This is a genomic window from Kribbella sp. DT2, assembly GCF_049844575.1.
GTDB lineage: Bacteria > Actinomycetota > Actinomycetes > Propionibacteriales > Kribbellaceae > Kribbella.
Window position 1 is genome coordinate 247,374 of record NZ_JBNCLH010000006.1, and the last position, 24,981, is coordinate 272,354.

At 69.6% G+C, this 24,981-nt stretch carries 22 protein-coding genes; 9 read left to right on the top strand and 13 right to left on the bottom strand.

Features of this window, described 5'->3' with window-relative positions; genetic code table 11:
• The first annotated feature begins 17 nt into the window (after positions 1-17).
• Positions 18-656, top strand: a complete 639-nt coding sequence (locus tag ACLQ2O_RS25740; RefSeq protein WP_425835734.1) for a class I SAM-dependent methyltransferase — start codon at positions 18-20, stop codon at positions 654-656.
• On the opposite strand, the gene ACLQ2O_RS25745 is transcribed toward ACLQ2O_RS25740, so the two are convergent.
• Genes ACLQ2O_RS25745 through ACLQ2O_RS25760 form a run of 4 tightly spaced genes read right to left on the bottom strand, consistent with a single transcriptional unit; the run spans position 653 to position 6,571 of the window.
• Positions 653-1,504, bottom strand: a complete 852-nt coding sequence (locus tag ACLQ2O_RS25745) for a carbohydrate ABC transporter permease (RefSeq protein ID WP_425835736.1) — start codon at positions 1,502-1,504, stop codon at positions 653-655. The genes ACLQ2O_RS25740 and ACLQ2O_RS25745 overlap by 4 nt on opposite strands.
• Positions 1,501-2,427: a carbohydrate ABC transporter permease gene (locus tag ACLQ2O_RS25750; protein WP_425835738.1), complete on the bottom strand. Its 927-nt coding sequence runs from the start codon at positions 2,425-2,427 to the stop codon at positions 1,501-1,503. Before ACLQ2O_RS25750 ends, ACLQ2O_RS25745 begins: the two co-directional genes overlap by 4 nt.
• A gap of 5 nt (positions 2,428-2,432) precedes the next feature.
• The gene (locus ACLQ2O_RS25755; protein WP_425835740.1) at positions 2,433-3,758 is read right to left on the bottom strand and encodes an ABC transporter substrate-binding protein; all 1,326 of its coding nucleotides are present in this window, start codon (positions 3,756-3,758) and stop codon (positions 2,433-2,435) included.
• Between the two features lie 23 nt (positions 3,759-3,781).
• Positions 3,782-6,571: a family 78 glycoside hydrolase catalytic domain gene (locus ACLQ2O_RS25760; RefSeq protein WP_425835742.1), complete on the bottom strand. Its 2,790-nt coding sequence runs from the start codon at positions 6,569-6,571 to the stop codon at positions 3,782-3,784.
• Between the two features lie 124 nt (positions 6,572-6,695).
• On the opposite strand from ACLQ2O_RS25760, the gene ACLQ2O_RS25765 reads away from it, so the two are divergent.
• Positions 6,696-7,628: an AraC family transcriptional regulator gene (locus ACLQ2O_RS25765; RefSeq protein WP_425835744.1), complete on the top strand. Its 933-nt coding sequence runs from the start codon at positions 6,696-6,698 to the stop codon at positions 7,626-7,628.
• A 7-nt stretch (positions 7,629-7,635) separates the two neighbouring features.
• Here ACLQ2O_RS25765 and ACLQ2O_RS25770 read toward each other — a convergent pair whose 3' ends face one another.
• Together ACLQ2O_RS25770 and ACLQ2O_RS25775 are read right to left on the bottom strand one after the other, a co-directional pair.
• Positions 7,636-8,094, bottom strand: coding sequence for a PGPGW domain-containing protein (locus ACLQ2O_RS25770; RefSeq protein ID WP_425835746.1), 459 nt, complete (start codon positions 8,092-8,094; stop codon positions 7,636-7,638).
• A 106-nt stretch (positions 8,095-8,200) separates the two neighbouring features.
• On the bottom strand, positions 8,201-10,327 hold the full coding sequence (locus ACLQ2O_RS25775) for a peptidoglycan DD-metalloendopeptidase family protein (RefSeq protein ID WP_425835748.1): 2,127 nt from the start codon (positions 10,325-10,327) through the stop codon (positions 8,201-8,203).
• Positions 10,328-10,498: 171 nt separating this feature from the next.
• On the opposite strand from ACLQ2O_RS25775, the gene lpdA reads away from it, so the two are divergent.
• Together lpdA and ACLQ2O_RS25785 are read left to right on the top strand one after the other, a co-directional pair.
• Positions 10,499-11,896 carry a dihydrolipoyl dehydrogenase gene (lpdA, locus tag ACLQ2O_RS25780; RefSeq protein ID WP_425835750.1) on the top strand — a complete coding sequence of 466 codons (1,398 nt, stop codon included), beginning with the start codon at positions 10,499-10,501 and terminating at the stop codon, positions 11,894-11,896.
• A gap of 67 nt (positions 11,897-11,963) precedes the next feature.
• Complete coding sequence (locus ACLQ2O_RS25785) at positions 11,964-12,458, top strand: group II truncated hemoglobin (RefSeq protein WP_425835752.1); 495 nt, start codon at positions 11,964-11,966, stop codon at positions 12,456-12,458.
• On the opposite strand, the gene ACLQ2O_RS25790 is transcribed toward ACLQ2O_RS25785, so the two are convergent.
• The 3 genes from ACLQ2O_RS25790 to ACLQ2O_RS25800 form a co-directional block, all read right to left on the bottom strand.
• Entirely contained in the window at positions 12,396-12,671 is a 276-nt protein-coding gene (locus ACLQ2O_RS25790; protein WP_425835754.1) for a YggT family protein, read from the bottom strand. The genes ACLQ2O_RS25785 and ACLQ2O_RS25790 overlap by 63 nt on opposite strands.
• Positions 12,672-12,756: 85 nt before the next feature.
• A complete protein-coding gene (locus ACLQ2O_RS25795; RefSeq protein ID WP_425835756.1) occupies positions 12,757-13,509 on the bottom strand; it encodes a metallophosphoesterase in 753 nt (250 codons plus the stop codon).
• A gap of 27 nt (positions 13,510-13,536) precedes the next feature.
• Positions 13,537-15,042: a substrate-binding domain-containing protein gene (locus ACLQ2O_RS25800; RefSeq protein WP_425835758.1), complete on the bottom strand. Its 1,506-nt coding sequence runs from the start codon at positions 15,040-15,042 to the stop codon at positions 13,537-13,539.
• Between the two features lie 120 nt (positions 15,043-15,162).
• Between ACLQ2O_RS25800 and ACLQ2O_RS25805 the strand changes: the two genes are divergently transcribed.
• The 4 genes from ACLQ2O_RS25805 to ACLQ2O_RS25820 are packed head-to-tail and all read left to right on the top strand — an operon-like array spanning position 15,163 to position 19,142.
• Positions 15,163-16,518: a dihydrolipoyl dehydrogenase family protein gene (locus tag ACLQ2O_RS25805; RefSeq protein ID WP_425835760.1), complete on the top strand. Its 1,356-nt coding sequence runs from the start codon at positions 15,163-15,165 to the stop codon at positions 16,516-16,518.
• Positions 16,519-16,574: 56 nt separating this feature from the next.
• A complete protein-coding gene (locus ACLQ2O_RS25810) occupies positions 16,575-17,609 on the top strand; it encodes an energy-coupling factor ABC transporter permease (RefSeq protein WP_425835762.1) in 1,035 nt (344 codons plus the stop codon).
• Between the two features lie 28 nt (positions 17,610-17,637).
• Positions 17,638-18,375 (top strand): cobalt ECF transporter T component CbiQ, encoded by a 738-nt coding sequence (gene cbiQ, locus ACLQ2O_RS25815; RefSeq protein WP_425835764.1) that lies wholly within the window; start codon positions 17,638-17,640, stop codon positions 18,373-18,375.
• Positions 18,372-19,142: an energy-coupling factor ABC transporter ATP-binding protein gene (locus ACLQ2O_RS25820; RefSeq protein WP_425835766.1), complete on the top strand. Its 771-nt coding sequence runs from the start codon at positions 18,372-18,374 to the stop codon at positions 19,140-19,142. The genes cbiQ and ACLQ2O_RS25820 overlap by 4 nt, the downstream gene beginning before the upstream one ends.
• A 5-nt stretch (positions 19,143-19,147) precedes the next feature.
• Here the strand turns inward: ACLQ2O_RS25820 and ACLQ2O_RS25825 are convergent, their stop codons facing one another.
• From ACLQ2O_RS25825 to ACLQ2O_RS25840, 4 genes are read right to left on the bottom strand one after another with little or no spacing between them, the layout of a single operon-like run.
• Positions 19,148-20,005 (bottom strand): MaoC/PaaZ C-terminal domain-containing protein, encoded by an 858-nt coding sequence (locus ACLQ2O_RS25825; RefSeq protein ID WP_425835768.1) that lies wholly within the window; start codon positions 20,003-20,005, stop codon positions 19,148-19,150.
• A gap of 1 nt (position 20,006) precedes the next feature.
• Positions 20,007-21,353, bottom strand: coding sequence for a 3-oxoacyl-ACP reductase (locus tag ACLQ2O_RS25830; RefSeq protein WP_425835770.1), 1,347 nt, complete (start codon positions 21,351-21,353; stop codon positions 20,007-20,009).
• Positions 21,354-21,363: 10 nt separating this feature from the next.
• A complete protein-coding gene (locus ACLQ2O_RS25835) occupies positions 21,364-22,641 on the bottom strand; it encodes an acetyl-CoA C-acetyltransferase (RefSeq protein WP_425835772.1) in 1,278 nt (425 codons plus the stop codon).
• On the bottom strand, positions 22,638-23,477 hold the full coding sequence (locus tag ACLQ2O_RS25840; RefSeq protein ID WP_425835774.1) for a TetR/AcrR family transcriptional regulator: 840 nt from the start codon (positions 23,475-23,477) through the stop codon (positions 22,638-22,640). Before ACLQ2O_RS25840 ends, ACLQ2O_RS25835 begins: the two co-directional genes overlap by 4 nt.
• Before the next feature lie 161 nt (positions 23,478-23,638).
• Here ACLQ2O_RS25840 and ACLQ2O_RS25845 point away from each other — a divergent pair, with 161 nt between their 5' ends.
• Complete coding sequence (locus ACLQ2O_RS25845) at positions 23,639-24,970, top strand: acyl-CoA dehydrogenase family protein (protein WP_425835776.1); 1,332 nt, start codon at positions 23,639-23,641, stop codon at positions 24,968-24,970.
• The last annotated feature ends 11 nt before the right edge of the window (positions 24,971-24,981 follow it).

The window sequence follows — 24,981 nt, forward strand, 5'->3', positions numbered from 1 at the left end:
GGTTAGGGTCCCGGGTCATGACTTCGTACCTGGAGAGCACCCGGAGCTCCTACAACACCGTCGCCGCCGACTACCACAAGCTCGTTGCCCCGAGGTTCGACGACCCGTACCACCGGGCGATCATCACCCTGTACGGCGACCTGCTGGCCGCCGGTGACGCCGGGCCGGTGGGTGACCTGGGCTGCGGCCCAGGCCACGTCACGGCGTACCTGGCGGAGCTCGGCATGGACGCCTTCGGGATGGACCTGTCGCCGGCCATGGTCGACTTCGCGAAGGACGAGTACCCCGACCTGCGCTTCGAGGTCGGCTCGCTGCTCGACCTCCCGCTGCCGGACAACGAGCTCGCCGGCGCGCTGGCGTTCTACTCGCTCGTGCACACCCCGCCCGAGGACCTGCCGAAGGCCTTCGCCGAGATCCACCGCGTGCTCGCGCCAGGCGGCCTGTTCCTCTACGGGTTCAAGGCGGGCACCGGCACCTACCACCTGACCGAGGGCTATGGGCACCCGCTCGAGCTCGACGTCTACGCCTACGAGCCGGCCGCGATCCACGAACTGCTGGTCGCGGCCGGCTTCGTCGAGGTCACCCGGCTGACCCGCCCGGCGATCGCCCCGGAGAAGACCGGCCAGGCGCTCTTGATCTACCGCAAAGCCGACTAACCCTTCACCGCCCCCGACGTCATGCCGGCGACAATCTGGCGGTTGAAGAACAGGAACATGATCAGCGGCGGCACGGTGATCAGCAGGATGTTCATGAACAGCAGGTTGTACTGGGTGTTGAACTGACTCTGGAAGTTGAACAGGGTCAGCTGGACGGTGGCGTTCTGGTCGCCGGGCAGGAAGTAGAGCGGGTTCACGAAGTCGTTGAACACGTTCACCGACTGCACGACGACCACCGTCACGATCACCGACCGCAGCAGCGGGAAGATCACCCGGAAGAACAGCCGCAGCGGGCCGGCCCCGTCGATCACCGCCGCCTCGTCCAGCTCGCGCGGGATGGTCGCGACGAACGCCCGGAACAGCAGGATGCAGAACGACAGCCCGAACGCGATCTCGATCAGGATCAGCCCGGTCATCGTCCGGAACAGCTGCAACCCCTGCAGCACCCAGATCGTCGGTACGACGGCCGGCGGGATGATCAGGCCCGACAGCACGATGAAGTTGATGAACGGGTTCCACCGCGACCGCCGCCGCTGCAGCACGAACCCGACCATCGCCGCCAGCACCACCATCGCGGTGACGCTGACCACGGTCAGCACGGTCGAGTTGATGAACGCGATCACCAGCATGTAGTCGCGCGCCTTGACCACCGCGACGAAGTTCTCGACGAACTGGAACTGGTGCGGCCAGGAGAAGTCCAGCAGCGACGCCTGCTGCCGGTCCTTCACCGCGGTCAGGACGATGAAGACGAACGGGATCACGAACACCACGAACGACGCGGCGATCGCGACCGCGCTGAGCAGGTAGTTGCGGCCCGGCTTGTGGTTGACCAGTTCTGCCGTACTCACATCTCCACCTCCTTGCGGTTCAGGAACCAGAACAGCGGCAGCACGACCGCGGTGACCACGACGAACAGCACGACGTTGCCCGCTGTCGACAGCCCGTAGAACCCGGCCTGGTACTGCTTGTAGATCACCGACGCGATCACGTCCGAGGTGAACCCCGGTCCGCCGCGCGTCATCGCCCAGATCAGGTCGAACGACCGCAGCCCGCCGATCAGCGACAGGATGATCACGGTGACCGTGGCCGGCCGGGACAGCGGCAGCACGATCCGCCGGAACGTCTCGAACGACCCGGCGCCGTCGACCCGGGCCGCTTCCATGTACTCCCGTGGGATCGACACGATGCCCGCGATGTAGATCAGCGTCGCCAGCCCGACGCCCTTCCAGACGTCGACCAGCGCGACCGACAGCAGCGCCCACTTCGGGTCGGTCAGCCAGCCGGGCCCGTTGATGCCGATCACCTCGAGCGCGCCGTTGATCAGCCCGCGCTCGGGGTTCATCAGCACGGTGAAGGTGAGCCCGACACCGATCGTGCTGACCAGCACCGGGAAGAACACCACCGAGCGCAGGTAGCCCCGCCCGATGATCCGCGAGGTCAGCAGGACGGCGAGCAGCAGCCCGAGCACGACCTTCGACCCCGACGTCACGACGGCGAAGATCAGCGTGTTCGTGAAGCCCTTGATCAGCTGCGGTTCCTGGAAGAACAGCTGGAAGTTCTCCAGCCCGATGAACTTCGACTCGAACAGGCTCCACCGGGTCAGGCTGAAGTACAGCGAGGCGAAGGTCGGCACCACGAACAGCACGCCGTAGATCACGGCGGCCGGCAGGTAGAACCAGTTCGAGTACGGCGAGTAGACCTTCCCCCCGGCCGCCGAAGTGACCGGGGAGACGGCATCTTGCGAGCGTGGTCGGACCGATGTGGTCGCCACTCAGCTCACCAGCCAGCCAGTCCGAGCTGCTGGGCCTGCTTCTTGACGTCCTCGTCGTACCGGGCGGCGCCGTCCTGCGCCTTGCGGATCCCCGAGCCGACCTCGACCGTGATCTGCTCCAGCGACGGGCCCTTGACCGGCGACAGGAACTCCAGCGCCAGGCTGGATCCACCCTGCTTGTCGAGGTACGGCTGCATGTCCTTGATCGACTGCGGTACGTCGGACGGCAGCGTGCAGCCCTTGATCGCGTACGGACCGGTCGGTACGCCGGCCTTGGCCAGCGAGGCGCACCCGTCCGGGCTGGCGACGAACGCGAGGAACTTCTTCGCCGCGTCCAGCTTCTCGCCGGTGGTGGTGTTCGGGATGTAGACGCCGTTCGGGGTCCACACGGTCAGGCCGTTGGTGCTCGCGTCGTCACCAGGCAACGCGAACAGCCCGACGTCCTTGGCCGCGGCCGGGTAGGTGTCGACCATGTCGTTCACCACGCCGGTCAGGATCGGGAAGTGCGCGCCCTTGCCCTGGGCCAGCATCCGGAGCCCGTCGGGCAGCTTGGCCGAGGCGAAGTCGCTGTTCTGGTACGCCGAGTCGTGCACCTGCTGGGTGTGCTCGAAGCCCTTCTTGGCCGCCGCCGAGCTGGCGTACTTGGCCTGGTTCTTCGTGTACTTGTCGACGAAGTCGCTCTCGGCGGCCGCGACGTTGTGGAAGTCGCCGAGGACGAACAGCTGGGAGGTCCAGGTCTCGCCGTAGGTCTGGATCACCGGGGCGATCCCGGCGGCCTTGATCTTGGCGTTGTTGGCCATGAACTCGGCCCACGTCTTCGGCACCTTGAGCCCGAGCCTGGTGTAGATCGGGATGTTGTAGAGCACCGCGCCGCCCATGAACCCGCCGGCCGGTGCGCCGTAGACCTGGTCGCCGGCTGTGACGGTCTTCTTGAAGTTCTCGTCGACGTCACCGACGTACGGCTGGTCGGTGATCGGGACGAGGTTCTTCTGCGGCGCGATCGCCTGGAACAGCGAACCGGTGTTGTAGCTGAACACGTCGCTCATGTCGCCGGTGGACAGCCGGGTCTTGACGATGTTGTCGCCCTCGGTGCCGCCCGGCCGGCTCTCCAGCTTGACCGAGACGTCCGGGAACTTGGCGTTGAAGTCCGAGATCAGCTGCTGGGCCTCTTTGACGTCCTGCTCCTGGTTGCCCGCGAGGTAGGTGATGGAGACCGAGCCGGAGCCGCCCGTGTCGTCGCTGGAGCCGAGACTGCCCGCGCTGCAGGCGGTCAGTGCGAGTGAGCAGGCCGCGACCACGGCCAGTCCTGAGGTGCGTCGGCGGAACGTCATCTTTGACCTCCAGGGGATGTTCATCAGCGGTTGAGCAGCCGGTCGAGCTCGCTCTGCAGCGCCTCGGACGCGGACGAGAAGACCCGCGCGCCGACGGCGTCGGCGAGCTGGGTGGCGGGCAGGTCGAGGTAGCGGGTGAGCCGCTCGGCGAGTACGCCGTCGTCGGTGACGACCTGCTCGCCGAGCGCGACGGCCACGAGCGCGTCCCAGCTGGCCTCGTGGTCCATCAGTTGCCGGATGCTGGCATCGGCAGGCAGGGCCGGTACTTCGGCGTACGGGTCGTCGGTGGTCCATTCGTGCGTGCCGTGCCCGACGCTGACCGGGTCGCTTGCCCCCGGCACCCGGACCGTGGCCTTCGCCCCGACCGGCACGGTGACGCTGAGCCGCAGCTGCCCGTCGGCGCGAGTCCACGTGACCGCCGCTTCGCCGTACGGCGTGAGGTGCCGCGCGGACGCCTTGGTGAGTCGTGCCGTCGGCAACGGGTCGACGAGGAGCGTGCGGTACCCCGGGTCGCCCGGCGCGAGCCCGGCCACCCGGCGGTGCATCCAGTCGGCGACGGCGCCGAGAGCGTAGTGGTTGAACGACGTCATCTGGCCCGGGTTGATGCTTCCGTCGGGCAGCATGCTGTCCCAGCGTTCCCACACCGTCGTCGCGCCCATGGTCACTGCGTACAGCCAGGACGGGCATCCTGTCTGCAGCAGGAGCCGGTACGCGAGGTCGGGATGTCCGGTATCGGCCAGCGCGTCGGCGATCAGCGGCGTCCCGACGAACCCGGTGCTGATCCGGAAGCCCGACGAGCGGACCAGGTCGGCAAGCCGTTCCGCCGCGCCCTGACGCTGCTCGCCGGTCGGCAGCAGAGCCCACTGCAGCGCCAGCGCGTACGTCGTGGTGGCGTCGCTCAGGACCCGGCCGCCCTCGGTCGTGTACTCGGCCGCGAAGGCTCGCCGTACGCGGGCCGCCAGTTCGCCGTACTCGCGGGCCAGGTCCTCGTCGCCGACCACCGCGGCCGCCTTCGCCACGACGTCGGCGGACCGGGCCAGGTGCGCGGTGGCGATCACGTCCGGGTCGGCCTTGGCCGCGAAGGCGTTGTCCGGCGGCGCGGTCGGGTCGAGCCAGTCGCCGAACTGGAACCCGCCGGTCCACAACAGGCTGTCGCCGGCGAGATCGACCATCCGGTCGACCCACGCCTTCATGCTCGGCAGCTGCCGGGCGAGCAGTGCCGCGTCGCCGGTCCGCTCGTACACGACCCACGGGACGATCGTTGCCGCGTCACCCCAAGCCGCCGTCGACGGACCGGCGTCCCGCAGTACGTCGGGGATGACGTACGGCACCGACCCGTCCTTGTGCTGCTCGGCGGCCAGGTCGGCCAGCCAGTTGGTGAGGAATCCCGCGCTGTCGAACAGAAAGCTCGCCGACGGCGAGAACACCTGGATGTCCCCGGTCCAGCCGAGCCGCTCGTCGCGCTGCGGGCAGTCGGTCGGGACGTCGAGGAAGTTGCCGCGCATCCCCCAGACCACGTTCTCGTGGAACTGGTCGAGCAGCTCGCTGGACGACTCGAACCAGCCGGTCCGGGTCAGGTCGGAGCCGACGACCACAGCTTCGATGTCCTCGGCAACAAAGTTGTCGACCCCCGTCACCTCGGCGTACCGGAAGCCGTGGAAGGTCAGCTCCGACTCGAGCGTGATCTCGTCGGGCCCGGCCAGCACGTAGGTGTCGGTCGCCTTCGCCGTACGGAGCGGGCGGACGCCGAGCTCGCCGTTCTCCAGCACCTCGGCGTGCCGCAGCACGATCTCGTCACCGGCCGCGCCACCGCGGACCTCGAGCCGGACCCGGCCGACGACGTTCTGCCCGAAGTCCACCAGGAGCTTGCCCGCGGGAGAGGTCGTCACCTCCTTGGCCGGTAGCACGTCGGTGATCCGGACCGGCGGACCGTCGGGCGCCACCAGCAGCCCGAGGTCGGCGTCGAGCACGTCGACCGGAGTCGGTGCCGCGGGGGTGAGCCGCAGGTCGGTGGACTGGCCGTCGTAGATGTCGTCGGCGGTGATCGTGCTCTCCCGCGCGGTCCACCCGGCGTCCGAGCCGACCACGACGACCTCGCCGCTCGCGGTGGTCACCTCGAGCTGCGCGAGCACGGCCAGGCGGTCGCCGTACAGGGCGTGCTGGTTCTTGAAGCCGAGCCGGCCGCGGTACCAGCCGTTGCCGAGCAGGAACTCGAGCCGGTTCGCGCCGGCCTGGACGAGGTCGGTGACGTCGTAGGTCTGGTAGCGCAGGCGGAACTGGTACGCCGTCCAGCCCGGCGCCAGTTCGAGGTCGCCGACGCGCCGGCCGTTCAGCGTCGGGACGTAGGTGCCGTGCGCCGTGGCGTAGAGGCGAGCGCTGACGATGTCGTCCGGCAGCTCGAACTCGCCGGCCACCAGGGGAGCGGGGGAGTCGTGGTCGCCGATCTCGCGCGGGCTGACGAAACGCGCGGACCAGTCGTCGGTGCCGAGCAGCCCGGCCTCGACCACGGCCGGCTCGCTCCACTCGCTCCAGTCGGCGCCGCGCACCCGCACCCGGACGGCCGCGCGCTCGCGCGACCCGAGCGGATTATCGGGCCACGCGACGAGGATCTGGACGGCCGACTCGACGACGTGGGTCCGCGGGGCCGCGTCACCCCGGACGATCTCCAGCTCGTACGCCGTCTGCGCCCAGTCCTCGTCGGCGGACGGCACCTGCCAGGACAGGCGGGGAGCCGCGGAACCGATGCCCAGGACCGGCTCGGTGGCGGTGTGGTGGTCGAAGCGAAGGTGTGTCGGTGCGGCGGATCGCGACATGGCACTCCTAGCGGGATGAAACGATTCATTGGGTAGGTCCGATCTTGGGGCCGTCGCCGGACGAGCGATAGAACGGAGTGCACCGGACCTAGCACAAAACGCACCTTGCCGCGTACGTTGAGGCATGGAGGAACCGCCGGTCGAGAACACGCGGACGCTGCTGCACTTCGTTGACGGAACGCTCGCCTACGCCGGGCCGAACCTGCACTCCACCGGGCACCCGGTGCACACCCACAGCTTCTTCGAAGTGGTCGTCATCACCGGCGGCGAGGGCTACCACGAGAGCCTGACCGGGCGGCAGGAGCTGGCGGTCGGCGACGTGATCCTGCTGCGGCCCGGCGTCTGGCACGCCTACACCGACTGCACCGACCTGCGGCTCTACAACTGCTGCTTCTCCGCCGACCTGATGCAGCGCGAGCTGGCCTGGACCCGCGAGGACCCGCTGCTCGGGTACCTGCTGTGGACCGGGCCGTTCTCGGCGCAGCGCCGCGGCGTACTGACCGCGCACCTGGACAGAGTCGCCCTGGAGGAGGCGATCGGCCACCTGCGAGGGCTCGAGGAGCTGCGGCACGAGCTCGTGCAGCTGCACCGCGGCGACATCGTCGGCCGGCTGTCACTCTTCCTGAGCTGCGTCGCTCGCGCGGTGGCGGCGACCGGCGTCGTCGGCCGCGAGACACAGACCCATCCCGCCGTGCTCACCGCGATGCGGCGGCTGGAGGCCGACCCGGCCCGCCAGTGGACGCTGACCGACCTGGCGAACGAACTACACCTGGTGCCCGGCTACTTCGTCCGCCTCTTCAAGTCGGCGACCGGTCTGCCGCCGATGGCCTACCTCTCTCGCCACCGCGTCGAGCTTGCCGCTGACCGCCTGCTGCACACCGACCAGCCGATCAGCCGGATCGCTGAGTCGGTCGGCTGGCCGGACCCCAACTACTTCGCCCGCCGCTTCAAGTCCCACTACGGCCTGACCGCCTCGAACTACCGTGCCCGCTTCACCCACGCGGCGTTCCCGCGCCAGTCCTCGTACCCGCGGCCGATCGTGCGCAGCAGGTCGTGACGGAGCGCTACTTGAGCAGCGGAAGCGTGTGCAGGAAGGACTCCCACGAGTCCGGGAGCCAGCCCGGTACGCCGAGGACGGCCATGTAGAGCCAGATGGCAACCAGCACGCAGACGAAGAGCACCGCCGTACCGAGTGCCTTCAGCCAGGCCGGCTGCTTGCCGGTCCAGGCCGTGAGCTCCTTGACCCAGTCCTTCACCCGGTAGAGCAGGCGCTGGGCCCACTCGAACTCGCTGGCCAGCACGGCCAGACCCGCGATGAACAAGGGGATCCCGCCCGGTCCCGGCAACCACCCGGTCAACGGCGCGGCGATGATCAGGATGCCGCCGACGACGCCCACGCCGATGCGGTAGATCAGGTGCTTGCGCGGGTTCGCACGGATCTTCCGCCGCCACTCCCACCGATCGTCCTGGGCGTCCAGCGTGATGTTGTCGTCCGTGCGGTCCGGACTGGTCTGCTCGGCCACGTTCCAAATGTACGTCCTGAACAGTTCCTTTCCAGGCAACCAACCCCCTGAGCAAGCCCTGAATTTCACCCTGAGCGACAGGGTTCACACGACCGTCAGCAGCTGGTTACGCGCTGGTGGAGTTGCCGAACTCCCAGTGCCAGGGCTCCTCGCGGTTGCCGCCCTGCTTGGCCCAGTCGGGGTGGATCCAGCCGAAGCGGGGGGCGTTCTGCAGCATCCACTGGTGCTGGACGGTGCCGAAGTTCTCGATGCCGCCGCAGAGGTCGACCGCCAGGCCCCAGCCGTGGTTGGACGTGCCGGGCAGGGCCGCCAGTGAAGGCTTACGGCCGTACAGGTCGACCTGGGAGCTGTACGAGCGGTACGAGTCGGTGATGCACAGCGTCTTGCCGAAGCGCTTCTGGTACGCCGACGCGAGGCCAAGGTAGGCGGTGGCGGCGTCGCAGCGCAGCGAGTGGTTGCTGGTGATGTCGCACAGCTTGCTCGCGGGGATCATGCCGTTGCTGTAGCCGCCCCAGCCGACGCTGGTCCCACCGGTGGCCAGGAACGGCATCGGGTTGACCGCGTCGCCGCCGAGGCGGACCTCGAAGTGCAGGTGGGCGCCGGTCGAGTTGCCTTCGGTGCCCACGGCACCGATCCGCTGCCCGGCCTGCACGTGCGTGCCGTTCGGTACGTCGATCGAGCTCAGGTGCGCGTACAGCGTCTCCAGCCCGTTCCCGTGGTCGATCCGGACCAGGTTGCCCGCCCAGGCCGGGTGCTCGACCCGCACCGTGCCCGCGGTCACCGCGCGGACCGGCGTACCGATCGCGGCCGGGAAGTCCTGCCCGGTGTGGATCCCGCTCGCCCACATCGACCCGGACTGACCGAACGGCGTACCGATCTCGTAGGCCCCGTCGGCCAGCGGCCAGGTCCACGCGCCGGTGCCCACGTCGTACGACGTCGGGGTGTTCCCGCAGCGGAAGCCGTTGGCCTGCGAGGTCGTGGCCGGCGCGGTCTGCACCTTGGCCGGCTTGCCGAGCGTCGGCCGGAGCGCGGAGAACAGGCTCTCCGGAACGGTCGTCACGACCACTGAGCCCTTGGCCTCGTCGGCGGCGATCATCTCGCCGTCGCCGAGCGCGATGCCGATGTGGGAGAGTCCGACCGAGCGGCTGCCCATCACCAGCACGTCGCCCGGCTGCGTCGCGGCGGCCGGAACGGTCTGGTAGTCGCGGTAGACGTTGCCGATCGGGCTCGGCAGCGTCGCGTACGGCGCCCAGCTGGCGCGCGCGGCGCCGAGGCAGCCGTACTTGTCCGGGCCGGTGCCGGAGACGCCGTACGGCTTGCTGAGCAGGGTGAAGGCCTGGTTGACCGCGCGGATCGTCTCGGCGGGCAGGACCTTGACCGTACGACCCGCGGCGGTGAGCGTAGCGGCGCCGGCGATAGCCTTGCCGGCGGCCGTCAGCGGCTTCATCCCGGCGGGCAGCTTGGCCGGGTCCTTCAGGGCGCTCGCCGCGGGCGGCTTCACGCCGGCCGCGGTCAGCTCGGCCAGGTAGGTCTGCCAGCGGGACTTGGCCTGCTGGTTCCGGCTGATCTGGAGCTGGTCGGCCAGCTGCGTCGCGCCGGCCAGGTCGGCGAGCTGGCCTTCCATGGTCATGGAGGCGTTCGCGGCCTTCTGCTGCAGGTCCTTGCTGAGCTGCTGGGCCTTGGCGGAGGCGTCGTCCGCGGCCTTGCGCTTGGTCTTGGCGTCGTTGTCCGCCGTACCGGCCGCGTTCTCCGCCGCGCTGGCCGCGTTGTACTGGGCGACCTGCGTGCTGCCGAGCTGCTTGATCGCGGTCTGGCGGTCGGCGATCTCCTGGAGGTTCTCCGCGATCGGGGCCAGCGACCAGAGCATCGACTCGGTGCCGATCACGGTCGGGATGCCGAGCTGGTACGCCTGGGCGGTGAGCACGCCGAGCTTGCGGCGCTCGACCTCCGAGCTGGCCCGCTTGGTGGTGGCGTAGGCCTCGGCGCGTTTCGCGGCGGTCTCGGTTGTCTGGGCGGTCTTCAGCGCGTTCGTGTAGGCGATCGTCGCCTTCGCGACCTCGGCCTGGACGGCGGCCGCCTCGGCGCGGAGCTGCTCGAGGGACCGGTTCACGTCGGTGACGGAGGCCGGTGGCGGGGGAGTCGGGTCGTCGGCGTACGCCGAGTAGGCGGGCACGGCGAAGACGGCCAGCAGCGTTCCGAGCGCGGCGAACCGCAGCCCACGCTTCTTCGTCATCGAGCCCCCATCAACCATCGCCTCACGCGCGCACGAGAGCTGATGACGGCCCCCCGTGCGCCCACAGCCTAGGCGCCGTCCGGGCCGCGCGATAGCCCCGCTCACCGATCGTGACCACCACCACGGAGCCCACGGCGGGATCCGCTGGTGCGAGGCACTAAAGTTCATCGTATGGCCTCGCACTTTGACGTTGTTGTCCTCGGCGCCGGCCCGGGTGGGTACGTCGCGGCGATCCGCGCCGCCCAGCTCGGGCTCAAGACCGCCATCATCGAGAAGAAGTACTGGGGCGGTGTCTGCCTGAACGTGGGCTGCATCCCGTCCAAGGCGCTGCTGCGCAACGCCGAGCTCGCGCACATCTTCACCAAGGAGGCGAAGACCTTCGGCATCAGCGGCGAGGTGAGCTTCGACTTCCCGACCGCGGTGCAGCGCAGTCGCAAGGTGGCCGACGGCCGCGTCAAGGGCGTGCACTTCCTGATGAAGAAGAACGACATCAAGGAGTTCGACGGCTGGGGCTCGTTCGTCGACGCGAACACCCTCGACGTCTCGCTGAACGACGGCAGCTCCGAGACCGTCACCTTCGACAACTGCATCATCGCCACCGGCGCGACCACCAAGCTGCTCCCGGGCACCCAGCTGAGCGAGCGGGTCGTCACGTACGAGGAGCAGATCCTCACCGAGGAGCTGCCGGGCAGCATCGTGATCGCCGGCGCCGGCGCGATCGGCGTCGAGTTCGCCTACGTGCTGACCAACTACGGCGTGAAGGTGACCATCGTCGAGTTCCTCGACCGGATGGTCCCGCTGGAGGACGCCGAGGTCTCCAAGGAGCTCGCCAAGGCGTACAAGAAGCTCGGCGTCGACGTGCTCACCGGCACCCGGGTCGACTCGATCGACGACTCCGGCGACAAGGTGAAGGTCACCGTCACCGGCAAGGACGGCAACCAGCAGGTGCTGGAGACCGACAAGGTGCTGCAGGCGATCGGCTTCCAGCCGCGCGTCGACGGCTACGGCCTGGACAAGATCGGTGTCGAGCTGACCGAGCGCGGCGCGATCAAGGCCGACGGGTTCCTGCGCACCAACGTGCCGAACGTCTTCGCCATCGGTGACGTGAACGCCAAGCTGATGCTGGCCCACGCGGCCGAGGCGCAGGGCGTGATCGCGGCCGAGACCATCGCCGGGCACGAGACGATGGAGCTCGACCACGTGATGATCCCGCGGGCGACGTTCTGCCAGCCGCAGATCGCCAGCTTCGGCTGGACCGAGGAGCAGGCGCGGCTCGAGGGCTTCGACGTGAAGGTCGCGAAGTTCCCGTTCACCGCCAACGGCAAGGCGCACGGCCTCGCCGACCCGACCGGTTTCGTCAAGGTGATCAGCGACGCCAAGTACGGCGAGCTGCTCGGCGCCCACCTGATCGGCCCCGAGGTCACCGAGCTGCTGCCCGAGCTGACCCTGGCGCAGAAGTGGGACCTGACCACCAAGGAACTGGCCCGCAACGTGCACGCCCACCCGACGCTGAGCGAGGCCCTGCAGGAGGCCTTCCACGGCCTCGAAGGGCACATGATCAACTTCTGATCCAGCTTTTCCACAGGGACCTCCGGCGTACTGCCGGAGGTCCCTGTGTTTGTGGCACTCTCTGGAGATGGACAGTGTGTACGAGGCCGCCGGCGGCGACGATGGGCTCCGCAGACTGGCGCACGCCTGGCACGAACGGGTGCTCGCGGACGAGATCGTGAGCCACGCCTTCAGCCACGGGTTCCATCCCGAGCACACCGAACGACTCGCCGCGTACTGGATCGAGGCGCTCGGCGGCCCGGCGGCGTACACCGGCATGTACGGCAGCGAGACCTTGGTCGTCCGGATGCACAGCGGGAACGGGCCGCACGAGGAGATGGACCGTCGCGCGATCGCGCGCTTCGACGAGGCGCTGGCGGACGTCGGCCTGCAGGATCCGGTGAGGTCGGTGCTGCACGACTACTTCCAGTGGACGACCGAGGTCAGCCTGACCAGGTACACCGGCTCGGCGGCCGGCGTACCGGCTGATCTGACCGTCCCGCAGTGGTCGTGGGACGGGCTACAGGCTGAAGGCCACCGAGCGCAGGATCAGCGCGGCGACGAAGACGAGCGTGAACGCTAGGTCGATGCCGATCCCGCCGGCCCGCAGCGGCGGGAGCTTGCGTCGTACGGGCGCGATCACCGGCTCGGTCCAGGCGTGGGTCAGCTGGCGGGCCTTCGCGGTCCGCGACGGCCCGGTGGCCAGCTGACCGGTCCAGTCGAGCACCATGCGCACGATCAGCACCAGGATGAACAGGGTCAGGGCGAAGCCCAGCAGGGTTCCGATCAGGCTCATGAAAACTCCTTCGTAGGGCTTGTCACCAGTATCAACGGTCGAGCCGAACCGGAGATGCCTGCGCGCCGAGGTTCTTAGCGGATGTTCAGGACAGGTGCACGAACTTGGTGAACACGGGTGCGTCGGCGGTGTGGACGTGGAGGGCGAGTCCCGGTGGCGCGGTCAGGTCGACGAGGCTGCCGGTCGAGGGCTCGAAGGTGAGCGGGATGGTGGAACGGATGCCGGGGGCAAGGAGCAGCGGGAGGCCGGCGTACGTCGTACTGATGCCGTTGTGCAGGTGGCCGGCGAGCAGCGCGGTGACCGGGTGGCGGCGGAGGACGGCGGCGAACTGGCCCGGGTCGCGGAGCAGCCACTGGTCCATCGTCGGGTGCTGCAGGCCGACCGGCGGGTGGTGGAAGGCGATGAAGACCGGGCCGTCGTAGGGCTCGGCGAGGGTGGTGTCGAGCCAGTCGAGGGAGTCGGCGCTGAGATGGCCGTGGTCCTCGCCGGGGACGGTCGTGTCGAGCAGGACGAAGCGCGCGCCGGCGATGTCGCGCACCTGGTGCACCGGGTCCTCGCCACCAGTCGCCGGTACGACGTACGCCGTGAGCCCGGTCCGGAAGGCGGCGCGGACGTCGTGGTTGCCGGGCAGGACGAGCACCGGGAGCTCGCCGAAGGCGGCCAGTTCGGCGGCGACCTCGGCGTACTCGGTGCCGTGGTCGGCGAGATCGCCGGTGACCAGGACGACGTCGACCGGCCGCCCGAAAGCCAGCAGGTACGACGTGACGCGGCGCAGCCGGTCGCGCGCCTCGGTCGTCCCGTCCAGGTGGGGATCACTCAGGTGGGCGATCACGGTCACGGCGGCCTCCTCGGTTGGCCTGCCAGATTAGCCGCAGAAGTCTCCCGGAAGGTCACCGCACGGGACGAGTCCGTCGCGGGCCAGGATCGGCTTGGCCTGGTCCGACGTGAGGTAGTCGAGGAACGCGTCCTGCAGCGAGTCGGGCTTCGGCGGCGCGGCCGTGTAGGCGTGCTCGACCTCCCAGAACCGGTACGTCCGGTCGGACACGCTGTTGGTCGCGGGTACGACGCCGTCGATCGCGACCGGCGTCAGCGTCGGGTACTTGCGGGAGCCGCCGATCTCGGCGTACCCGATCGCGCCGTCGATGTCGGCGACCCGGCTGAGCAGCTCCTCCGTCGTACCGACCTCGCACCGCGTCTGCCGCGCGACCGCGTCGTCCTTGGTCCGGCAGTCGTCGGACGTGATGCCGAGCTCCTGGTCCCCGGCCAACACCTTCTCGCGGAACGTCCGCCGCGACCCGGAGTCCGGCCCGACGCGGCTCACCATCCTGATCGGCAGGTCGCGGCCGCCGAGCTGCTTCCAGTTGGTCAGCCGGCCCGCGTAGATGTCGCGGAGCTGGTTAATGGTCAGCGTGCTCACGTCGGTCGTCCGGTTCACCACGACCGCGAAGACGACGACCGCGATCGGCCGGCTCTGCAACTCGGAGGCCTCCTCGGCGGGACCGTCGGAGAGCGCGATCAGCTTCTCCGCCGCGGCCGGGTCCTTCTTCCCGGTGTCGGCGAGCAACCGCGTCCCGCTGCGACTCCCGCTCGCCGCGATCGTGATGTCGGCCTGCGTGCACTCGGCGACGTACGCGCTGCGCACCTCCTTGACCGTCGGCTCGACCGCTGTCGATCCGACGACCCGCACCTGCCCGGCCGCGCAGTTGTCCGGCGGCTGCAGTACGTCGACCAGGAACAGCGCGACCAGCGCGCCCACCAGGACCAGCGACAGCGCGCCGAAGATCAGCGTCCGCCGGCCCGGTCCGCGCGGCCGCGGCTCGTGGTAGACCCCGCCGCCGGCCGACCCACCCGCAAGGTAGCCGGAGTGGGTGACGCCGTCGCCGCGCCCGCTCAGCACGAGCAGGAACTTGAAGCTGTCGCCGCGGTTGATCGCCATCCGCGGGATCACCAGCCGGCTGGTGTCGACGAACTTCTCCGAGTCGAGCTGGCGCTGCAGCATCTCGCCGAGTGCCTCGGGCTCGGCCTCGGTCACCTCCAGCCCGACGATCGTCCGGTCGGGAAAGGCGAACGACACCTTCTCGTGCATGTGGTGCGGCTCGATGTCCATCCCGCCGGCGTTGTCGACCCGCAGCAGCACGACACTCGGTTCCTCGACCACGTCGCCCTGGTGCCGGACCTCGACGTCGACCATGTGCGAGCTCGGGAAGACCCCGATCGGGGCGTCCACCTGGACCCGGTAGACGAGTCGTTTGCGGCGCAGGAAGTACCGGTCCACCGTCCAGGCGATCGCCGTACTGATCAGAGCGATCGCGGCGATCACGGTCTCGAGATTGATGTCCCCGAGACCGGAAAAGTCGACTGCCAAGGCCATGCCCCCTCCAGAGCCTGAACGGTACGGAGCGTGGGTGAACGATTGCTGACGCTGTGGTGACCGTTTGCGCGTCGGCCCGGACGCTTGGCCGGGGCGCGTGGTTCTGCGAGATTTGGCCGCATGGCTGAACAGGTGGACGTGGTCGTGATCGGGCTCGGCGTGGGCGGCGAGGAGACGGCCGGGCGACTGGCCCAGGCCGGCCTGAACGTGGTGGGCGTGGACCCGCGGCTGGTCGGCGGCGAGTGCCCGTACTGGGGCTGCATCCCGAGCAAGATGATGATCCGGGCGTCCAACCTGATCGCGGAGACGCGGCGGGTCGACGGGATGGCCGGTCGCGCGACGGTCGAGCCGGACTGGGCGCCGGTCGCGCGGCGGATCCGCGAGGAGGCGACCGACCACTGGAACGATCAGGTCGCGGTCGACCGGCTGGTGGGCAAGGGCGTCACGTTCCTGCGGGAGCGCGCTTCGGTCGTCGCTCCCGGCACGGTGCAGGCCGGCGACCGGACGTTCGAGGCGTCGAAGGGCATCGTGATCGCGACCGGCACCGTGCCGGTGGTGCCGCCGATCGAAGGGCTGGCCGGTACGCCGTACTGGACGAACCACGAGGCGATCGAGGCCGGCACCCTGCCGGCGACGATCGTGGTGCTCGGTGCCGGCGCGATCGGGCTGGAGCTCGCGCAGGTGTTCGCGCGGTTCGGGGTCGCGGTGACGGTGGTCGAGACCGGTGAGCGAGTGCTGGCGCTGGAGGAGCCGGAGTCGAGCGCGCTGGCGCAGGAGGCGCTCGAGCGGGATGGGGTCACGTTCCGGGTCGGAGTCCGGGCCGAAGCGGTGTCGTACGACGAGGCCTTCACCGTGCGGCTGAGCGACGGTTCCGAGGTCACCGGCGAGAAGTTGCTGGTGGCAACAGGCCGGCGGACCGACGTCCGCGAGCTCGGGCTCGATGCGGTCGGCATCGACCCGGCGGCGCGGTTCGTTGCCGTCGACGAGCACGTGCGGGCCGCGAGCAACGTGTGGGCGGTCGGCGACGTCACCGGGGTCGGGGCGTTCACGCACAACGCGATGTACCAGGCGAACATCGCGGTGCTCGACATCCTCGGCGCTGACGACGCTCCGCGGGCGAGCTACCACGCGATGCCACGGGTCACGTTCACCGATCCCGAGATCGGCGCGGTCGGGCTGACCGAGCAGCAGGCGCGTGATCAAGGCCTCGACGTCCGGGTCGGGAGCACGCCGATCCCGTACTCGACCCGCGGCTGGATCCACAAGGCGGGCAACGAGGGGTTCATCAAGGTCGTGATGGACGCGTCGCGGGGAGTGCTGGTCGGTGCGACCAGCGCGGGGCCGGTCGGGGGCGAGGTGCTGAGCGGGCTCGCGGTCGCCGTGCACGCCGCCGTACCGGTCAAGGAGCTGCAGCAGATGATCCTCGCGTACCCGACGTTCCACCGCGCCTACGGCGAGGCCTTGAAGAACCTCTGACGAACGCCGGGCGGCTCTTGTTGCGATCCGGTCGCAACTGGATCAAGAATGGGGGCATGCATGTCCCTGACGGATTCTTCGACGCGCCGACCTCGATCGCGACCGGACTGATCGCGGCCGGTGCCGTCGGCATCAGCCTCCAGCGCGCCAACCGGGAGATCAAGGAGACCGGGCCGGCGCTGGCGGGGCTCACCGCCGCCTTCGTGTTCGCCGTCCAGATGGTGAACTTCCCGGTCGGCGCCGGGACGAGCGGTCACCTGCTCGGTGGCGCGCTCGCTGCCGCGCTGGTCGGGCCGTGGACCGCGGTGCTGGTGATGTCGACGGTGCTGCTGGTGCAGGGGCTGCTGTTCGCCGACGGCGGGCTGACCGCACTCGGGACGAACATCACGCTGATGGGCCTGATCACGGTCCTCGTCGGGTACTTCGTCACCCGGGCGCTGATCCAGGTCCTGCCCAAGCGGGTCGGCAGCGTCGTACCGGCGACTGCTGTCGGTGCTTTGGTGTCGGTGCCTGTCGCCGCGCTCTGCTTCACCGGCCTGTACGCCGTGGGCGGCGCGGTCGACATCCCGCTCGGCAAGCTGGCGACGGCGATGGTCGGCTGGCACGTGCTCGTCGGGATCGGGGAGGCGGTGATTACCGCGGCCGTGCTGAGCGCGGTCGTCGCGACCCGGCCGGACCTCGTCTACGCCGCGCGGCACCTGCAGCCGGACCTCGTGCTGGTCGATGCCGACGGCAACACCTCGACGGTCTCGCCGGACCGCCCGATCGCGGTCCGGCCGGCCGGGCGTTCGCTGGGCGTCGGGGTTGCGGTGACGCTGCTCGTCGCCGGGGTGGTGAGTCTGTTCGCGAGCGCGCACCCGGACGGGTTGGAGTTCGTGGGGGCGAAACTCGGGTTCGAGAGTGCGGCTAAGTCGTCGGCTGTTGCTGGTAGCCCGCTGGCCGACTACGGGGTGAGCGGGATCGGGAACAGCCACGTCTCGGGGGCGCTGGCGGGCATCATCGGCGTCCTGGTGACGATCGGTGTCGGGTTGCTGGTCGCGAAGATCGCGTCGCTGCGCTCGGCGCGGGCCAACGCCGACACGACGGTCTGACGCGCTCGTGAGTGGAGACGGTCTGCTGGTGCCGACCGGGAGCCTGGTGCACCGGTTGCCGGCCCAGGTGAAGATCGTCGCGCTGCTGCTGTTCGTGCTCGCGGTGGTGTCGACGCCGGCCGCGATCTTCTGGGCCTTCGCGCTGTACGCCGTACTGATCGTCGGGTGCGTGGCGCTCGCTCGGTTGCCTGCCGCAACGGTTCTGCGGCGGTTGGCGGTCGAGACGCCGTTCATCGTGTTCGCCGTGCTGCTGCCGTTCGTCGCGACCGGGCCGCGGGTCGACGTACTGGGGGTTTCGCTGTCGTCCTCCGGGGTGCTCGGGGCGTGGAACGTGCTGGCGAAGGGGACGCTCGGGGTGATTGCCGCGATCGTGCTGTCGGCGTCGACCGGGCCTCGGGACCTGCTGGCCGGGCTCGAACGGCTGCGAGTGCCGTCGACGCTGGTGGCGATCTTGTCGTTCATGGTTCGGTACTTGAGCGTCGTGTCGGACGACCTGCAGCGGATGCGGATCGCGCGGGAGTCTCGCGGGTACACCGGCGGCCGGGTGGGGCACCTGCGGGCCGTCGCCGGGGGAGTGGGGGCGCTGTTCGTTCGCAGCTTCGAGCGTGGGGAGCGCGTTCACCTGGCGATGCAGTCGCGCGGGTACACCGGACGGATGCCGCTGCTGTCCGTGCGCGGCGCCGATCGGACGCAATGGCTGACCGGGCTGGTGGTGTCCCTGGCGGCGATCGCCGTCGCGGTGACGGCTAGGGTGGCTGGCTTGTGAGCAGCCCTTCGATCCACGTCGAGCGTCTGGTGTTCGCCTACCCCGACGGCCGGCAGGCGCTGTTCGGCGTCGACTTCACCATCGAACGCGGTGAGCGCGTCGCCCTGCTCGGGCCGAACGGCGCCGGCAAGACCACGCTCGTCCTGCACCTCAACGGCATCCTTGGCGCGGTCGCCGGCGGCACGGGCAGCGGCCGCATCCAGATCGGCGGCAGCGACCTGCACCGCGAGCACCTTCCAGAGGTACGCCGGAAGGTCGGGCTGGTCTTCCAGGACCCCGACGACCAGCTCTTCATGCCCACGGTCCGCGACGACGTCGCCTTCGGCCCCGCGAACCTCGGCCTGCGCGGCGCCGACCTCGACGAACGGGTCCAGGAGGCGCTGGTCCAGGTCGGCATGCAGGACCACGCCGACGTAGCCCCGCACCACCTCTCCTACGGCCAACGCCGCCGCGTCGCCGTCGCCACGGTCCTGGCGATGCGCCCCGAGGTCCTGGTCCTCGACGAGCCCTCCAGCAACCTCGACCCCGCCAGCCGCCGGGAACTCGCCGACATCCTGTCGTCGCTGGACGTCACCCTCCTGATGATCACCCACGACCTCCCGTACGCCCTGCAGATCTGCGAACGCAGCCTCCTGATGGACGCCGGCCGCATCGCCGCCGACGGCAAGACCCGAGACCTGCTCGCCGACCCGGCCCTGATGGCAGCCCACCGCCTGGAGCTCCCGTACGGCTTCAACCCGCTGTCGGTCCCCGGCCCGGAGAACTGACTGCCTCAGCGTTCGGTGAGCTGCCCGATGAGGTGCGTCAGGTCGTGCTTCTCGTCGTACAGGGCGAAATCCGTCACCGAGTCACTGCGCGTGTAGCCGAACTGCACCCGCGTCGGTAGCAGCAGCGGCTTCCGGAAGTCGACCCGGACCTCGTACGCGTCCGGCAACCCCAGAGCCCGGTCGATCGAGGCCAACGCCGCCGCTTTCGCCCACATCCCGTGCGCGATCTGCCGCGGAAACCCGAACGCCTGAGCCGACAACTTGAACAGGTGAATCGGGTTCCGGTCGCCGGACGCCGCCGCGTAGCGCCGCCCGAGGTTCCCCCGCAGGTCCCACCAGGCGACCCCGTCGAGCTCAGGGTCCGTCAGCAGCGAAGCATGCGCCGAAGCATCGCCCGCCGACCGGCTCAGCAGGGTCGTCGAGTCCGTCCACACCAGCTCGCCGAAGACCCGCACCTCACTCAGTACGTCGAATACCGTCCCCTTCGGGTGCGCCCGCTCCGGCCCACTGTGCACCGTGATCGCCAGATCGGCGTGCAACGGAATCGGCCGGTACTGGGTGATCGTGTTCGACAGGTGCACGATCCCCATCGGCTTGTACGGGAACGACGGGTCCGACATCAGATCCAGGTGCAAAGGGAACGCCAGCACGTGCGGATAGGTGACGGGCAAGGTCGGCCCTGCCGCGAATCCGGTCACTTCCCGGTACGACGCCAGGTGGTCCTGATCGACCACCACCTCCGGCAGTTCGAGCGTCAGCCCGTCGACGTCCGGCTCGTACTCGGCCTTGCGGATCGTCGCCTTCACGGTCCGGGCGTACAGCGACCCGAGTCCCGGCGAGTCGTCGTACCGGCGTGTCGGCATGTCAGGCCCCCAGCATGCTCTGACCGCACACGCGGACGACGTTCCCGGTGACACCCGCCGACGCCGGGTCCGCGAACCAGGCGATCGTCTCCGCGACGTCGACCGGCTGCCCACCCTGCTGCAGCGAGTTGATCCGCCGGCCGACCTCGCGGATCGCGAACGGCACCCGCGCGGTCATCTCGGTCTCGATGAACCCCGGCGCGACCGCGTTGATCCGGATCTGCCGCTCGGCGAGCTTCGGCGCGTACGCCTGGACGAGCCCGATCACGCCGGCCTTGGAGGTCGCGTAGTTGGTCTGCCCGTTGTTGCCCGCGATGCCCGCGATCGAGGACACGCCGATCACCGAGCCGCCGTCGCGCAGCGCGCCCGACTCCAGCAGGTGCGCCGTGATCCGCTCGGGCGCGCGCAGGTTGACGTCCAGCACGGCTTCCCAGGTCTCGGTCCGCATGTTCGCGAGCCGCTTGTCCCGGGTGATGCCGGCGTTGTGCACGACGATGTCGAGCCCGCCGTGGTGCTCCTCGGCGTGCGCCGCGATCCGCTGGGCCGCGTCGATCGCGGTCACGTCGAGCAGCAGTTCGCTGCCGCCGACCTTCGAGATCACCTTGCGCAGGTCGTTCGCGTTCTGCGGTACGTCGACGCCGATGACGGTCGCGCCGTCGCGGGCCAGCGTGTCGGCGATCGCAGCACCGATCCCGCGCGCGGCGCCGGTCACCAGCGCGACCTTGCCGGCCAGCGGCTGCGTCGGGTCGGTCGCGACCAGCGGACCGGTCCCGATCCGGGCGACCTGGCCGTCGACGTACGCCGACTTGGGCGACAGGAAGAACCGCAGCGTCGACTCGAGCTGGTCGTGCGCGTCGGGGGCGACGTACACGAGGTTGACCGTGGCGCCGCGCTTGACCTCCTTGCCGAGCGAGCGCGTGAAGCCCTCCAGCGCGCGCTGGGCGATCTGCTGCTCGGGCGACGCGGCGAGCTCCGGCGTCCGGCCGACGACGATCACGCGCCCGGCCGCGCCGAGCTGGCGGATCACCGGCGAGAAGAAGCGCTGCAGCGAGCTGAGCTCCGCCGCGTCGGCGGCACCGGTCGCGTCGAAGACGAGCGCTTTGGGGCGCAGCTCGCTGGAGGCGACACCTTCGGCCGCCGTACTGAAGTTCGCGCCGACGTCGCGCAGCAGGGCCTGGATGGCCTTACCGGTGTCGGTCTCGCCGATCGAGCCGAAGACGACCGGCCCGTCGATCACCGGCGCGCCGTCGCGCCAGCGGGGGAGCGGCGTCGGGTCGGGCAGGCCGAGGTTCTTGACCAGGGCCTTGCCGAGCGGCGTCCGGGTGAAGGTCTGGTAGCGATCCGTCATCTTCAGGCTCCTACTTCTCGAGGATGGCGACGACGCCCTGGCCACCGGCGGCGCAGATCGAGATCAGGCCGCGGCCGCCGCCGTTCTCGTCCAGCTGCTTGGCCAGCGCGGCCACGATCCGTCCGCCGGTCGCGGCGAACGGGTGACCGGCGGCCAGCGAGCTGCCGTTGACGTTCAGCTTGGCGCGGTCGATCTCGCCGAGCGGTGCGTCCAGGCCGAGCCGTTCCTTGCAGAAGATCGGGTCCTCCCACGCCTTCAGCGTCGCCAGCACCTGCGACGCGAACGCCTCGTGGATCTCGTAGTAGTCGAAGTCCTGCAGGGTCAGTCCGGCCCGCGCGAGCATCTTCGGTACGGCGTACGCGGGGGCCATCAGCAGGCCCTCCGCGCCCTTCACGTAGTCGACCGCGGCGGTCTGCGCGTGGGTGAGGTACGCCAGCGGACGCAGGCCGTGCTCGGCGGCCCACTCGTCGGTCGACAGCAGCACGGCCGACGCACCGTCGGTCAGCGGCGTCGAGTTGCCCGCGGTCATCGTCGCGGTCTCGCCCTTGCCGTACACGGTCCTGAGCTTGGCCAGCTTCTCGAGCGTCGTGTCGGGCCGCAGGTTCTGGTCCTTGTCCAGACCCAGGTACGGCGTGATCAGGTCGTCGTGGAAACCACGGTCGTACGACGCCGCCAGGTTGACGTGCGAGCGGTACGCCAGCTCGTCCTGCGCCTCGCGGGTGACACCCCACTCGAGCGCGGTCAGCGCGGCGTGCTCGCCCATCGACTTGCGGGTCCGCGGCTCGGCGTTGCGCGGGATCTCCGGGACGACATCCTTCGGGCGGACCCGTGCGAGCACCTTGAGCCTGTCCTGCGTCGACTTGGCCCGGTTGAGGTCGAGCAGGATCTGGCGGAGCTTGTCGTTCACCGCGATCGGCGCGTCGGACGCGGTGTCCACACCGCCCGCGACACCGGCCTCGATCTGGCCGAGCGCGATCTTGTTGCCGACCAGGATCGCCGCCTCGAGCCCGGTCCCGCAGGCCTGCTGCAGGTCGTACGCCGGAGTGGTCGCGGCCAGCTTCGAACCGAGTACGACCTCGCGGACCATGTTCCAGTCGCGGGCGTGCTTGAGCACGGCGCCGGCGACCACCTCGCCGAGCTCCTGACCGCCGAGGCCGGTCCGGTCGACCAGCCCGTTGAGAGCGGCGGTGAGCATGTCCGAGTTCGACGCGTGCCGGTAGTTCTTGTCCTGGCGGGCGAACGGGATACGGTTGCCGGCGACAACAGCCACCTTGCGGGGTTCGGTCACTTGGGTTCTCCTGTGCTGCTGGAAGTGCGGCCGGCGGATGCCGTGGAGGGCTTGGCGGAAGTCTTGGGTGCTGTGGTCGTTGCCCTGGTCGTTGCCTTGGGCACCTTGGCGTCGGCGGCTCGGCGGGTGGAGGCCGTCCGGGCGCCGAGGGCCTGGCGTCCGACCGCCGTGGCGAGGGTCGCGGTGATCGCGGTCTCACGGACGGTGGCGATGTCGGCCTGGTGCACGACCGGGTGGCCGGGCTGCGCGGCGGACACGATCAGCCCCATCCGCGCCATGTGCAGCGACCCGAGGGTCTGGGTGTACAGGTGGTTGGCCAGGTAGTCGGCATCGACGTCGTCGAACACGCCCGCCTGCTGCCCGGCGCGCAGAATCGTCGCGATCCGCCCGAGGGCGCTGCCCATCGCCGTACCGAGCTTGACCATTACCGGCTCGGTGATCTCTCCGAACAGCTCGTCACCGGTCCTGCGGAGCAGGCTCATCGCGCAGTCCGCGAAGGCCTGGTACTCCAGGCAGAAGTCGACGAACACCTCGCTGAGCGCACGCAGCCGGTTCATCGGCGTACGGCGTGGGCCGTCGACGGCTTCGAGGCGGGCGTCGAGCTCGCCCAGGTAGTCGACCAGGGTGAGCGCGAACAGCTCTTCCTTGCCGGCGAAGTGGCGGTAGATCAGCGCCTTGTTGATGCCGACCCGCTTGGCGATGTCGTCGATCTGGGCGTCGATCGTGCCGCGTTCGTCGAACAGCTCGCGGGTGCAGCGGATGATGTCCCGCTCCCGGTCGCGACGACGCTCCGCCGTGGTGCGGCGGCGTCCGATCGCGAGCAGCGCGGAGCTCATGGACCGATCTTAGTCGCAGGGGTGCCCCCTGGTGCAAACGACGGTTACACTCGTGGGTAACATCGCTGGTGAATGCATTTCGCTGTCCGTCGTACCGCCTGATCGCTGTGCTGTTCTTGGACCCTGTTTCGCGCTCCCCTGTGCGCTCCTCGGAGGACTGGATGACCATGACCGACCCCAAGCCGACTGTCTCCGCGGACGTGATGTCCCTGGCCGGCGAGCTCGGCGCCGAGCGGGCCCAGCCGGGCTGGAGCAGCTTCTCGCTGGCGATCAACGACGACCAGCGCGAGCTCCGCGACTGGGCGCACACCTTCGCCGCCGACGTGATCCGCCCCGCCGCGTCCGAGTGGGACGAGCGCGAGGAGACCCCGTGGCCGGTGATCCAGGAGGCCGCGAAGATCGGCCTGTACGGGCTCGAGGCGAGCATCAACCTGTTCATCGACCCGTCCGGCCTGCTGATGCCGCTGGTCCAGGAAGAACTGTTCTGGGGTGACGCCGGCATCGGCATGTCCCTGGTGGGCACCGGCCTCGCGTCGTCCGCGATCTTCTCGAACGGTACGCCGGACCAGTGGAGCCAGTGGCTCCCGCGCTGCTACGGCACGGCGGACGACGTACAGGTGGCCGCGTTCTGCTCGTCGGAGCCCGGCGCGGGCTCCGACGTGTCCGCGATCCGCACGCGGGCGACGTACGACGAGAAGACCGACGAGTGGGTGCTGAACGGGCAGAAGGCGTGGGCGACGAACGGCGGCATCGCCGACATCCACGTCGTCGTCGCCACGGTCGATCCCGCCTTGGGCACCAAAGGTCAGGCGGCCTTCGTGGTCCCCAAGTCTGAAGTGACCGGCCTGGAGCAGGGCACCAAACTCAAGAAGCACGGCCTGCGCGCCTCCCACACCGCGGACGTCTTCTTCGACAACGTCCGCATCCCCGCCGCGAACGTCCTCGGCGGCAAGGAGAAGCTCGACGCCCGCCTCGCCAAGGCCCGCGAACCCCGCGACCCCGCGGCAGCCCAGGCCCCCAACGCCTCCATGGCCACCTTCGAGATGACCCGCCACATCGTCGGCGCCCAGGCCATCGGCATCGCCCGCGCGGCGTACGAGTTCGCCCTCGACTACGCCAAGGGCCGCGAACAGTTCGGCCGCCCGATCATCGACAACCAGGGCATCGCCTTCAAACTCGCCGACATGGCCCTGGAGATCGACGCCGCAAGGCTCCTCGTCTGGCGAGCCGCCAACATGTCCTCGGCGTTGATGCGAGGCGAAACCCCCGACTACCGCCACGGCGAAGGCTCCATGGCCAAACTCAAAGCCGGCGAGGTCGCGGTCAAGGTCACCGAAGAAGCCATCCAAATCCTCGGCGGCAACGGCTACACCCGCGAGTACCCCGTAGAACGCATGCACCGAGACGCCAAGATCTACACCATCTTCGAGGGCACCTCAGAGATCCAGCGGCTGGTCATCTCCCGCGCGATCTCGGGCATGCGGATTCGATAGCGTTTCCGCAG

What these genes read in the sequence shown, in the direction of transcription:
- ACLQ2O_RS25830 (WP_425835770.1), bottom strand. Translation starts at nt 21,353, where the DNA reads ATGACGGATCGCTACCAGACCTTCACCCGGACGCCGCTCGGCAAGGCC.
- lpdA (WP_425835750.1), top strand. Translation starts at nt 10,499, where the DNA reads ATGGCCTCGCACTTTGACGTTGTTGTCCTCGGCGCCGGCCCGGGTGGG.
- ACLQ2O_RS25805 (WP_425835760.1), top strand. Translation starts at nt 15,163, where the DNA reads ATGGCTGAACAGGTGGACGTGGTCGTGATCGGGCTCGGCGTGGGCGGC.
- ACLQ2O_RS25760 (WP_425835742.1), bottom strand. Translation starts at nt 6,571, where the DNA reads ATGTCGCGATCCGCCGCACCGACACACCTTCGCTTCGACCACCACACC.
- ACLQ2O_RS25840 (WP_425835774.1), bottom strand. Translation starts at nt 23,477, where the DNA reads ATGAGCTCCGCGCTGCTCGCGATCGGACGCCGCCGCACCACGGCGGAG.
- ACLQ2O_RS25785 (WP_425835752.1), top strand. Translation starts at nt 11,964, where the DNA reads ATGGACAGTGTGTACGAGGCCGCCGGCGGCGACGATGGGCTCCGCAGA.
- ACLQ2O_RS25810 (WP_425835762.1), top strand. Translation starts at nt 16,575, where the DNA reads ATGCATGTCCCTGACGGATTCTTCGACGCGCCGACCTCGATCGCGACC.
- ACLQ2O_RS25775 (WP_425835748.1), bottom strand. Translation starts at nt 10,327, where the DNA reads ATGACGAAGAAGCGTGGGCTGCGGTTCGCCGCGCTCGGAACGCTGCTG.
- ACLQ2O_RS25845 (WP_425835776.1), top strand. Translation starts at nt 23,639, where the DNA reads ATGACCATGACCGACCCCAAGCCGACTGTCTCCGCGGACGTGATGTCC.
- ACLQ2O_RS25800 (WP_425835758.1), bottom strand. Translation starts at nt 15,042, where the DNA reads ATGGCCTTGGCAGTCGACTTTTCCGGTCTCGGGGACATCAATCTCGAG.
- ACLQ2O_RS25790 (WP_425835754.1), bottom strand. Translation starts at nt 12,671, where the DNA reads ATGAGCCTGATCGGAACCCTGCTGGGCTTCGCCCTGACCCTGTTCATC.
- ACLQ2O_RS25765 (WP_425835744.1), top strand. Translation starts at nt 6,696, where the DNA reads ATGGAGGAACCGCCGGTCGAGAACACGCGGACGCTGCTGCACTTCGTT.
- ACLQ2O_RS25825 (WP_425835768.1), bottom strand. Translation starts at nt 20,005, where the DNA reads ATGCCGACACGCCGGTACGACGACTCGCCGGGACTCGGGTCGCTGTAC.
- ACLQ2O_RS25740 (WP_425835734.1), top strand. Translation starts at nt 18, where the DNA reads ATGACTTCGTACCTGGAGAGCACCCGGAGCTCCTACAACACCGTCGCC.
- ACLQ2O_RS25755 (WP_425835740.1), bottom strand. Translation starts at nt 3,758, where the DNA reads ATGACGTTCCGCCGACGCACCTCAGGACTGGCCGTGGTCGCGGCCTGC.